Source organism: Caballeronia pedi, from assembly GCF_001544915.2.
Taxonomy (GTDB): Bacteria; Pseudomonadota; Gammaproteobacteria; order Burkholderiales; family Burkholderiaceae; genus Caballeronia; species Caballeronia pedi.
Genome location: NZ_FCOE02000032.1, coordinates 79,063 through 90,091, shown reverse-complemented (window position 1 = coordinate 90,091; position 11,029 = coordinate 79,063). Strand labels below are relative to the sequence as shown.

Sequence of the window (11,029 nt, the reverse complement as noted above, 5' to 3'; positions counted from 1 at the left end):
TTGCCGACCGTGCACAACGCGGTATTGCCCGCGGTCACGCCGGACAGCGCGACGGATTTCTTCGGCTTGAATGCGCCTGCGGATGCGGTGCTGTTGTCTGCTTCGCTCATCGATTCGTCTCCTTCACAAGGGTTATTTCTTTGCTGCAAAAAGCTGGTCGAGCTTGTCTTCGTAGGCGTGATAGCCGAGGTACTGGTACAGGTCGGCGCGCGACTGCATCGTTTCGACGGCGGCCTTCTGCGTGCCGTCGCGTTTCACGGTCTCGTAGAAGTTGAGCGCGGCTGCGTTCATCGCACGATACGCGCCGCAACAATACAACGCGATATCGACATTGGCGCTCTTCAGGTCATCGACGGTGAACAAGGGCGTCGAGCCGAACTCGGTCAGGTTCGCGAGGATCGGCACGCGCACGGCGGCCTTGAAGCGGCGATAGTCGTCGAGCGTTTTCATCGCTTCGGGGAAGATCATGTCCGCGCCCGCTTCGACATACGCGATGGCGCGCTCGATCGCGGCATCGATGCCTTCGGCGGCGGCGGCATCGGTGCGCGCCATGATGACGAATGATTCGTCCGTGCGCGCATCGACGGCGGCCTTCACGCGATCCACCATCTCGCCGGTCGGCACGACTTCCTTGCCCGGCCGATGCCCGCAGCGCTTCTGCCCGACCTGATCCTCGATATGCACGGCTGCGACGCCCGCCTTGATGAACGAACGGATCGTGCGCGCGATGTTGAAGGCGCCGCCCCAGCCGGTGTCGATATCGACCATCAGCGGCAGCGAGGACGCGTCGGTGATGCGGCGCGCGTCGATGAGCACGTCTTCCATCGTGCTGATGCCGAGGTCGGGCATGCCGAGCGAATTCGCGGCCACGCCGCCGCCGGACAGATAGAGCGCCTTGAAACCGACGGCTTCGGCCATTTTCGCGGCGTACGCGGTGATCGCGCCGACGACCTGCAGCGGAGATTCGTCTCGGACGGCCTGGCGGAACCGCGCGCCTGCGGTCTGTGCGGACTGGATTTCGGAACTCACGGTTTGTCTCCTGATGAAGTTCGCTTAACAAAGCAATTTGTTTGCCAGCTCGCTTATAACTTGCAAGTCATTGATTTTACGTAATAAAAAAATTTCGAACGAGCGTCTTCGTTTCACGGATGAAATCCCGGATTTCGAACCTGAAATGGATGTTGCATACTGAACGCGCCGCTCCGTTTCATTCAGCGCAGAAATCCATGCAAACCGAATCCGCGTCTCGCCCGCGCATCTGGGCCGTCGGTATCAGCCGGCTCAGAGCGTTATTCATCGATATCGCCGGCGCCTACGCCGATCGCGCCGAACTCGACGTCGTCCCGCTCGGTTACGAGGACGCCGCGAACAGCATCGAATCCGCGCGCGACGAGCGGCCGGATGTCGTCGTGGCGGGCGGCTCCAATGGCGCGTATCTCAAGGGCCGCGTGTCGGTGCCGGTTGTCGTGATCAGCCCGACCGGATTCGACGTGATGCACGCGCTCACGAAGGCGCGCCGCGAGGGCGCGAGCGTCGCGCTCGTCACGCACGGCGACACGCCCGCCGAAATACGCCGCTTTCTCGCCGCCTACGGCATCGACATGATCTGCGAATCGTATCGCTCGGCGCAGGACGCGGAGAGCCTCGTGCTCGATCTGCGCGATCGCGGCGTCGATGTGGTGGTCGGACCCGGCCTCGTCGCGGACCTGGCCGCCGACGCGGGCATGAGTTCGGTGTTCCTGTACTCGCGCACGTCCGTGGTGGCCGCGTTCGAGACCGCGCTGGAAGTTGCTCAGGCGATGCGCCATGAAGTCGCGCGGCGCATTCGTCTCGACAACCTGTTGCAGCATCTGCGCGATGGCGTCGTCGCGGTCGATGCGGGCGGCCGCATCGAAGCGATCAATCGCCGGCTCGCTGCGGCGCTCGGCATCGCCGATGCATCGCGCGCGGTCGGCCGAGCGCTGCTCGATGTCGCGCCCGAACTCGACGGCGTATTGCCCGTCGCTGACGGCGACGTCTTCGGCGCCGTGCGTGGCGTGAGCTACGCGATTCATCGCGGACCGCTGGCGAGCGAAGGCGCTGCGGGCGGCACGATCTTCACGTTTCAGGAATCGCGAGCGGTCGAGCGGCTCGACCGGACGCTGCGATCACGCCAGGGCGCGCAGGAATTCGTCGCGCGTTATCGGCTGGAGGACGTCGTGGGTGAATCGGAGCCGATCGAGCGCTTGAGGGCGCTCGTGCGCCGCTATGCGAAATCGGATGCAACGGTGCTGATTCTCGGCGAGAGCGGCACCGGCAAGGAAATGGTCGCGCAGAGCATGCATCGGCTGAGCGGCCGCAAGGACTTTCCGTTCGTCGCGATGAACTGCGGCGCGTTCCCAGAAGCGCTGCTCGAAAGCGAACTCTTCGGCTACGAGGAGGGCGCGTTCACGGGCGCGCGCAAGGGCGGCAAGGCTGGCCTGATCGAGGCCGCGCATCGCGGCACCTTGTTTCTCGATGAAATCGGCGAGATGCCGCCCTCGCTGCAAAGCCGCCTGCTGCGCGTGCTGCAAGAGAGAGAAGTCATCCGCCTCGGATCGACGGAGCCGACGCGCGTCGATATCCGCGTGATCGCCGCAACCCATCGCTCGCTCGCCGATGGTGTCGCCGATGGATCGTTCCGCGCCGACCTTTTCTATCGCATCAACATTCTGAGCATCGCGTTGCCGCCGTTGCGCGCGCGAGCCAGCGACATCCTGCCGTTGGCGACCGAGCTGCTGATGCAGGCCGCCCGGCGCGACAAGACGCTGGCGCTGCGCGTGCCCGGACGCGAGGCGGCGGCGCGCCTGCTCGCGCCGCTGGAGCCGGGGCTGCGTGCGTATCCGTGGCCGGGCAATGTGCGCGAGTTGCAGAACATCGTCGAGCGCATTGCGGTGGAGATTCCGGACATGGCGTTCGACCGCGATCGGCCTGTCGCATTGACGCCGGATGACTTGCGGACGATCGCGCCCGAACTGTTCGACGTCGGATCCGAAGCCAGCGCGGATGTCTCGCTTCGCGACCTGAGCCGTTCGATGGAAGCCGATCAGGTCCGTGCCACGCTTGCCGCGTTCGGAGGGGATCGGGACGCGGTCTGCAAGGCGCTCGGCATCAGCAAGACCACCTTGTGGCGAAGGCTCAACGCGAAACGTTGAGGTCTACAGCAACGATTTTCCCTGCGCGAGAATTTTGTCGCACACCTGCTTCGTGACCTGTTCCTTCAGGCCGCCGCCGCTCAGATCGACCTGCTTGCCGTTGCCGCTATCGAGGATGCCCTTGGCGCCGTTGGTGTATCCGCCATCGCTGGACGCCGAACCGCCGAGCTTGCTCATGAGTCCATCCTTGACCGACGATGCGCCGCCGCCGAGGTAGTTGTTCTTCATGCAGAACTCGAGTACGCCGGCGACATTGCCCGTACTGCTCGAAGTCAGCGAGTCCAGCGATAAACCGCTGCTCAGCCCGCCGAGATTGCCGAGTGCGCCACCGGCACCGCCGCTCTTGCTCTGATCGAGCAGGTTGCCGAGCTGGGCGTGGGTGAGCGGGGCGTAAAGCAAGGTCGCGGCCAGGACCCCACGGATCCAGAGGTGACGTTTGCACGAGATCATGGTGGCTCCTTTTTGTGAGCTTTAACTATAGTGCTTCTTCATGAACAGGGGATGGCCGCGATCGGTACGCGCGTAACCGGATCGAAAGCGTGTGTCATCCTGCATAATTCGTCGACCATCCCCGAACCCATTTTGGAGAACTCGATGCTGCTGTCTGAACAGAACGTACTCGTGACCGGCGGCGCGCGCGGCCTGGGTGCGGCGATCACCGAAGCGCTTGCGCGCGAGGGCGCTCGGGTGGTCATCAACTATCACCGCAGCGAAGCGCAGGCGAAAGCGCTCGCCGAAAGGCTCGGGCCGCGCGTCGTGGCCGTGCAGGCCGATGTCACCGATGAACGGTCGGTCGCGCGTCTGTTCGAAGAGGCTTACGCGAAAAGCGGCGCGCCGATGCATGCCGTCGTGAACAACGCGCTCGCCAGTTTCAGCTTCGATGGCGATGCGCGTCCGAAGCTCGGCGATATCGAATGGTCGCGCTTTCAGCAGCAGATGGAAGGTGCGCTCAAGGGCGCGCTCAACACGATGCAGGCAGCGTTGCCTGCGATGCGTGTCGCTGGCTTCGGCCGCATCGTGAATGTCGGCACCAATCTGTTCCAGAATCCCGTCGTGCCGTATCACGATTACACCGCGGCAAAAGCCGCGTTGCTGGCGCTGACGAGAACCGCATCGAACGATCTCGGACCAGACGGCATCACGGTGAACATGGTGTCGGGCGGTCTGTTGCGCACGACCGATGCCAGCCGCGCGACGCCCGAAGCCGTGTTCGACATGGTCGCGGGATTCACGCCGCTGCGTCGTGTCACGACGCCCGCTGAATTCGCCGATGCGGTGTTGTTCTTTCTCTCGCCGTGGGCGCGCGCGGTGACTGGACAGAACCTCGTGGTCGACGGAGGGCTGGTCAAGGGCTGAAGTTCAATGCGCCTCGATCGAGGCGAACATGGCGGAGCACGCTCGGCGTGACGCCAGGAGAAATCGCCCGCAACGCTCACCTCCGAGCCGTCATCCACTAGCGACGGCTGAGCAAGGTCTGCCCCAGCGCGTCGAATGCGGCCGTCGGCAACTGCTGAATCTGCTCGACGACGATGCTCCTCGGGTAGAACGTCTCCACCGCGTCATCGAGAATGCCGACGCCGATCAGCTCGATGCCGCGCCCGCTCAGCTCGCCGATGCGCGCGCGCAGGTCCGAACGCAGAATCGCGGGATCGCCGTCGCCGGTGGCCGGGTAACCGTCCTGCAAAACCATCAGGATGCGGCGATGTGCGCGTCGCGCGAGCAGACGGTCCGCAGCCCAGCTCAGCGCTTCGCCATCGGGATTTTCGTGGCCGCATTCGATACGCGCGAGGCCGCTCATGTTCTCCGAATCGAAGCGCTTGTAGACTTCGAAATCGAGCCGCTCGACGAAGCGGTTGTAGCCGTGCGGCGCGTGACCTTCGGCGAGCCAGCGCGCGTGAAAATCGCGCATGGCCGGATCTTCGATCGAACTGTAGCCCAGGATCTCGGCCGCGAAGCCGAGTTGCACGAGCGCATCGCCGATAGCTGCCGCGCACAGACGCGCAAGCTCGATCTTGCGGCCCGCCATCGAACCGCTGCGGTCGATGAGCAGCGTCACGGCGGCATCGCGCCCCGGGCGGATGTGCGCCAGGCGAAACGGCGTGCGATAGCCGGGCGCTGTCGCGAGCCGCGCGAGCGATGGCCGGTCGAGTTCGCCGCGTTCCTGCTCGCGTCGCCAATGCGTCTGTTCATCGGCTTTCAGCGCGCGTTCGAGGCGCGCCTTCAGCGGCTCGGTCTGCGCGCGAGCGGCGCTGCGCAGCTTGCGCCAGGCGCCCGGATCGCCCTTGCCGGTCAGATCGGCGATGCGATCGAAGGCGGTCGTGATCGGGATCGAGCGGACCGGCCGGCCGATGTGCGCGCGTTGCGATGGCGGCGGTGCAGCTTCGCCATCGGACGGTTCGGCGAAGGGATCGCTCGTCGGCGACAGCGACGAATCCGCGCTGCTTTCGAGGTCCGGCGTATCGTCTTTGTCGACGGCGAACATCATCGTGTTGATGCCGCCTGCCCAGAGCGCGCGCACGCGTTCGACGAGTCTCGATGCAACGCACACGCTGTCCTGCGTCGACTCGCTCGCGGGTGATTCACGCAGCACGTCCGACGCGATATTCACTGCCGCGTCGAGCGTCGGGCTGCGTTCCATCGCCGACGGCTGCTCGTTCCACAGCAAGCGCTCGATGCGCCAGCGCAGACGATCGCGCCATGACAGATCGTGCCAGCGTGTATGTATGTTCGTTTCTCGCTGCGCGCGCATCGCGGAGAGAAACGATACCGTTCCCGGATAGGCGTCGATGAGTCGCTCGCACACGCGCCGATCCTCCAACACCTCCGCGACGAAGCCGGTGCTTGCATCCGCTTCGGCGAGCGCGTTCAGATCGCAGAAACGGCGGCGCGCGGCAAGCATGTCGATATAGCCGATCGCTGCATCCGCGCTCGCTGCATCGGCGAGATCGCCCGGCAGCACGATGACGTCGCCGCGCAACGCCGGTCCATCAGACGCGAATCTCACTTGCACGTCGTGCCGATGCGCAAGCGTGCGCGCGAGTCTGGCGAGGCTTTCCGATGCATCGTCGTTCATCGCGTCAACCGTCGAGCGCAATATGATGCCGGATGATGTTGCGGATCAGCGCGGCGTCTTCGGCGGTGACTTTCGCGTAGATCGTCGGGCCCGCGGCGGCTTCGGGATCGCCCGTGCGCAGCATCAGCGCTGTCCAGTCGATGAGCCGCCGCGTGGAGAACGCGCTCGACAGGTCTTCGCGCGCAAACGCTTCGCGGCAGTCGGCGGCGACCGAGGCAAGCGTGCGCGCCATTCCGGAGCTCACGCGATTCTCGAAGCGGCGTGTGAGCACGAGCGCTTCATCGTCGGGCGTCAGATAGTCGATCTGATGGACGCGCCAGCGATCGAGAAACGCCTCGTTCATCACATTGGCGCCTTGGTACAGGTGACGAAACGCGCTCATCGCGCCGACTGCGTTCGCCGTCGCGAAGAGCCGGAACGACGGATGCGGCGTCACGATCTCGTTGCCTTTCTCTTTCAGAAGAAGGCGGCCCGCCGGCTCCAGCACCGCGGTCAGCACGGCGAGAATCGCGGGCTCGGCGAAGTCCACTTCATCGACGATCAGCCACAGGCCGTCGCGCATCGCGGTTGGAAGCACGCCATCGACCCAGATTGTCTCGCCGCCCTTGACGGTCCAGAAGCCGACGAAATCACCGATGGTCGTCTGACCGTTCATGTTCGAGCGCAGCACGCCTTGCTCCGTGCATGCGGCGATCTGTTCGATCAGGCTCGTCTTGCCCGTGCCCGTGTGCCCGATCAGCAGAATGCGCCTGTTCTCGACGATGTCGCGAAGCACGTTCCCGGACCGCGCCGAAAACAGATAGGCGGGATCGAGCGGTGGAACGAGTGGCCCGCCCGCGCCAATGGGCATGTGCACCGAGCCGATCGTCGTGGTTTTCATCGGCGATGTGCAACGCGCTTCGTCACGCTGCGCAGCCGCTCGCAACGCCTGCATGAAGCGATGACGTTCCGGGCGCGGCGCAGGCTCTTCGCTTGCCTGTTGAACGAACCCCTCGCGATGCCACTTGTGCAGCTTCGCCTGAAGGTTGTCCAGATCGACGACCGTATCGACGCGCGCCGCGCCATCGGGCAAACGGTGCACGATGCGGTACGCGTGCGGCCGGTCCGCGTGGCTGACGATCCATGTGCCGGCGTTTGGATCGCTCGGGTGAGTGTAAGTGCCGAGCGTCGCGAGCCCGGCAGATTGCGTTTGAATCGATTCGTTCATGGGTGAAACGGTTCTCGCAGAATATTCAAACTACATATACAGGAAGTCTCGCAAGAATAATTTTCACCTCATTCGGCCCGCTTATCGTCGCGTTCACCGAATACCTTTGAGGAGTGGACAGTGAGCCAGAAAGCCTTGCTTTGGACGGGCCGGATCATCAGCGGATTGGTCGTGCTGGCGTTGCTTGCCGACGCCGCGAGCATTCTGACGTTTCCATCGAGCATGCAGGCGAAGTTCGCCGCGACTGGATTTCCCGACGACCTTGCGCACACGCTCGGCATGATCGTGCTGTTCTGCACGATTCTTTTCGCCATTCCGCGAACCGCCGTGCTGGGCGCGATCCTGTTGACCGGATTTCTCGGCGGCGCGATATGCGCGCATTTTCGGCTCGGCGAGATCGGGTCGCCGCCGCAGATCATCAGCCTGGTGCTCGGCGCATTGGTGTGGGGCGCGCTGTACTTGCGCGATGCGCGCGTCAAGCGTCTTCTGCCGTTGACGGTCTGATACGGGCTCAGTAGCGCAGGCTCATGCCCCGAAACGTCTTATCCTCCGACATTTCGTGCGACTTCGCTTTGCAGACGGACCGTTTGCCGCCATCGTCGCTCAGGAGATACAGCCGATCCGTCCCGGCGATGGCGAACAGTCCCTCCGCATGAAAGTCGGGCGGGTCGATGTCCTTCCAGTACACGGGTCGCGTATTGCGCTCGCCCGTCCATCGATAGATCGCGAATCTCGATTCAGGACGGCCTGCCTTGCCGTCGTCGATCGGACCGGCAACGATGAAGTATTCATCGCCGACTCGCTCCATGCTGCGAATTCCCCGCTTGCCGAGGTCGAGAAGGATGAGATCGTCGAACACGGGCGCCGCATTTCGGTTGATGACCGCATCGGGGTTCTTCAGCTTCAGAACGTGCGCTGACAGGTTCGCCTCCGAGAGCGGATTCCTGAAGCCGATATACAGGCCGCCGTCCTTCGTGTCGGCTAATCCTTCGATGTTGAGTCCGCGCGGCTTTTCCGCGCCTTTTTCGGACGCCTCGGTCAGGACGCTGAATCGCCTGTCCGATGCCAGCGCTTCGAGCAGGCCGCCATAAGGTTTGGCGTTCGGCATCGCGACGGTGGGCGTCGCGCCTGATAGATCGATGCGCGTCGCGAACAGCCGATGACGCTTCGGCTTGAGTTCATCGTCCGCATTGCGCCCGTGCGATGCGATCCAGTAAATCGTGTCGCCGATTCTCGCCGCGCCTTCGAGGTCCGCTTCGCCCTTGCCGCCATCGGGGCCATTCAGATAGACGTTCAGTTCGACTTTGCCGACGTGTTTCGGCGTTTCGTAGCGGTAGATGGTCAGAGCATTGATCTCGTCATCGGCGACGATGAAATAACCCGAGCCGAGATCGATGCCCGCCGATGCGTTGCAGATTCCGCGATAAGTCGTGATCGCATCGGCAACGGCGCTCGATGCGTACGCGCTGATCGCGCACGCGAAACACAGCGCAAGCAAAATACGTTTCATGTCCGTCGCACTATTCGATGTTGATATCGCGCAGTTCCGGGCACCGCAAAAAGAAAACGCCCGCGCTAAACGCAGGCGTTTCCGTGGCCCCGCTACCGCGCCCCAATGAACGATTTCTCGTCCGCTTCTGCATCAGGGGCCGGCTTCCGCGCGGCTCGCTTTCAGTATAGGTCACGTGGCGGGATATCCAAGTGCCTTGGGCGCACTCATGGAATCTGCGAGAGACCGCGCTTCGCTTCCATCAGCTCGATCAGCAAGCGATCGCGCTGGCGAAGCATTTCCGCGAAATCATGCGGCTGCAATTCCTTCTCGACGCCGCTCGCAATCGATTCGATGTAATCGTCCGTTTCCGGGTACGTGCCGAGATCTCTGGACCATTCGCGCTGCGCCGGCCCCAGATGCCGCAGCACATGCGTGATACCACCGGAGCCGCCGGAAGCGTGAAGGTTGAGAAACGGGCCGAGCAGCGCCCAGCGCAGGCCCGGCCCCCACGCGATGGCCGTATCGATATCTTCCACGGAGGCCACGCCGCGCTGGACCAGACTGATGGCTTCCTGCCACAACGCCACCTGCAGCCGATTGGCGATATGTCCCTTGACCTCCGTATTGATCCGGATCACTTTCTTGCCCGTCGAGAGATAGAACGCCATGGCCTTCTCGATGTTCTCGGCGCGCGTGAGTTTCCCGCCGCCGACCTCGACTAAAGGAATGATGTGCGACGGATTGAACGGATGCCCGAGGACGATCCGTTCCGGATGCTTTGCGCCCGCCTGAATCTCGCTGATCGACAACCCCGACGACGATGACGCGATGATCACGTCATCTCTCGCCGCCGCTTCGATGCCGGCGATCAGCGCGCGTTTGACATCGGCACGCTCGGGACCGCTTTCCTGAATGAAATCGGCGTCGCGCACGGCCGCGCCGATATCGTTCGTGAACGTCAGCCTGTCGCGCGAGGCGCCGTTCGCCAACCCGAGCCGCTCCATTGCGGGCCAGGCGTCGTCGATCCATTCGCGCAGGCGCGTTTGCGCGCCTTCGCCGGGATCGGTAGCCGTCACCGAAAATCCGTGCGCCAGGAAGTGGGTTGCCCATCCCGCGCCGATGACGCCCGCGCCTACGATGGCGACATGGTTTGTCATGCTTTAACCCTCCAGACAGGCCGCGTCGATGCCTGCATTCAACGGCCGCAGTCCGATGATTTCCCGCGCCTCGTCCGGCGTCGCCGGTTCATATCCCATCTCACGCACCAGGCGCACGAGCCGCTCGACCAGTTGCACGTTGGTGGCCAGTTCGCCGTGCCGATAATACAGATTGTCCTCCAGCCCGACGCGCACGTGTCCGCCGAGCAGCAGCGAGTTCATCGCGGCGGGCAACTGCGCCGCACCGATCGCGCTGACGTTGAAGACCGTGTTGCGTGGCAGGTGATCGACCATCGTCTGCAACAGGCGCGGCGTGTAAGGCAACGCGCCCTGAAACGCATTCGCGCCGATCACGATATTGATGAAATGCGGTGCATCGTCGAGTCCTTCGTTGATGGCGCGCTGGACATCCTGAACGATATCGGCCAGACCGAACACTTCCCATTCCGGCTTGATGCCGCGCTCCTTCATCATCGTGGCGATCTGCCTGATTCGCGACGGCGGCGTCGCCACGAGAATTTCCTTGCCGCCGAAGCTGGCGATCACAGTCTGCGCGTCGAGCGTGCACATCTCGACGCCGTCCCCCTGCATGCCCTTCAAACGTTCTTCCCACTGGATTTCCCACAGGCCGTTGTCGAGTTCACGCACCATGTCCCCGTTGATGCCACCGCCTGTCGAGTTGTTCAGGATGATGTCGCATTTGTCGCGGATCAGGCGGTTGATGCGGCTGTAGATTGCGGGGTCGCACGTGGCTTCGTCGTCGGGCCGCCGCGCGTGGATCGCGACGACACTGGCGCCGGCGTTGTAGCAGCGGTAGGTGTCGTCGGCGATTTCCTGCGGCTGCGTCGGCAGGTTCGGGTTCATCTTCTTAGTGGCCATGCCGCCGGTCGGCGCGACGGTCACAATGACTTTGGGCTTGCTCATACG

General features: G+C 63.6%; 10 protein-coding genes. 3 read left to right on the top strand and 7 right to left on the bottom strand.

Going from position 1 to position 11,029, the window contains the following annotated elements:
- Nucleotides 1-132: 132 nt before the first annotated feature.
- Nucleotides 133-1,029 carry a methylisocitrate lyase gene (prpB, locus tag AWB80_RS32245; RefSeq protein ID WP_061178733.1) on the bottom strand — a complete coding sequence of 299 codons (897 nt, stop codon included), beginning with the start codon at nucleotides 1,027-1,029 and terminating at the stop codon, nucleotides 133-135.
- Between the two features lie 197 nt (nucleotides 1,030-1,226).
- Between prpB and prpR the strand changes: the two genes are divergently transcribed.
- Nucleotides 1,227-3,173 (top strand): propionate catabolism operon regulatory protein PrpR, encoded by a 1,947-nt coding sequence (gene prpR, locus AWB80_RS32240; protein WP_061178743.1) that lies wholly within the window; start codon nucleotides 1,227-1,229, stop codon nucleotides 3,171-3,173.
- Nucleotides 3,174-3,176: 3 nt separating this feature from the next.
- Here prpR and AWB80_RS32235 read toward each other — a convergent pair whose 3' ends face one another.
- Nucleotides 3,177-3,623, bottom strand: coding sequence for a YjjA family protein (locus AWB80_RS32235; RefSeq protein WP_061178732.1), 447 nt, complete (start codon nucleotides 3,621-3,623; stop codon nucleotides 3,177-3,179).
- A gap of 144 nt (nucleotides 3,624-3,767) precedes the next feature.
- On the opposite strand from AWB80_RS32235, the gene AWB80_RS32230 reads away from it, so the two are divergent.
- Nucleotides 3,768-4,529, top strand: coding sequence for a 3-oxoacyl-ACP reductase (locus AWB80_RS32230; protein ID WP_061178742.1), 762 nt, complete (start codon nucleotides 3,768-3,770; stop codon nucleotides 4,527-4,529).
- Nucleotides 4,530-4,626: 97 nt separating this feature from the next.
- Here AWB80_RS32230 and AWB80_RS32225 read toward each other — a convergent pair whose 3' ends face one another.
- On the bottom strand, nucleotides 4,627-6,246 hold the full coding sequence (locus AWB80_RS32225; RefSeq protein WP_061178731.1) for a cobaltochelatase CobT-related protein: 1,620 nt from the start codon (nucleotides 6,244-6,246) through the stop codon (nucleotides 4,627-4,629).
- Between the two features lie 4 nt (nucleotides 6,247-6,250).
- Nucleotides 6,251-7,453 (bottom strand): AAA family ATPase, encoded by a 1,203-nt coding sequence (locus AWB80_RS32220; RefSeq protein ID WP_061178730.1) that lies wholly within the window; start codon nucleotides 7,451-7,453, stop codon nucleotides 6,251-6,253.
- A 120-nt stretch (nucleotides 7,454-7,573) separates the two neighbouring features.
- Between AWB80_RS32220 and AWB80_RS32215 the strand changes: the two genes are divergently transcribed.
- The gene (locus tag AWB80_RS32215; protein WP_061178729.1) at nucleotides 7,574-7,957 is read left to right on the top strand and encodes a DoxX family protein; all 384 of its coding nucleotides are present in this window, start codon (nucleotides 7,574-7,576) and stop codon (nucleotides 7,955-7,957) included.
- A gap of 7 nt (nucleotides 7,958-7,964) precedes the next feature.
- On the opposite strand, the gene AWB80_RS32210 is transcribed toward AWB80_RS32215, so the two are convergent.
- The 3 genes from AWB80_RS32210 to AWB80_RS32200 all read right to left on the bottom strand — a co-directional run bounded on the left by AWB80_RS32210 (nucleotide 7,965) and on the right by AWB80_RS32200 (nucleotide 11,026).
- Nucleotides 7,965-8,963 carry a DUF3616 domain-containing protein gene (locus tag AWB80_RS32210; RefSeq protein ID WP_061178728.1) on the bottom strand — a complete coding sequence of 333 codons (999 nt, stop codon included), beginning with the start codon at nucleotides 8,961-8,963 and terminating at the stop codon, nucleotides 7,965-7,967.
- A gap of 206 nt (nucleotides 8,964-9,169) precedes the next feature.
- Entirely contained in the window at nucleotides 9,170-10,102 is a 933-nt protein-coding gene (locus tag AWB80_RS32205; protein ID WP_061178727.1) for a 3-hydroxyacyl-CoA dehydrogenase NAD-binding domain-containing protein, read from the bottom strand.
- 3 nt (nucleotides 10,103-10,105) lie between these two features.
- Nucleotides 10,106-11,026, bottom strand: a complete 921-nt coding sequence (locus tag AWB80_RS32200) for a beta-keto acid cleavage family enzyme (protein ID WP_061178726.1) — start codon at nucleotides 11,024-11,026, stop codon at nucleotides 10,106-10,108.
- Between the last annotated feature and the right edge of the window lie 3 nt (nucleotides 11,027-11,029).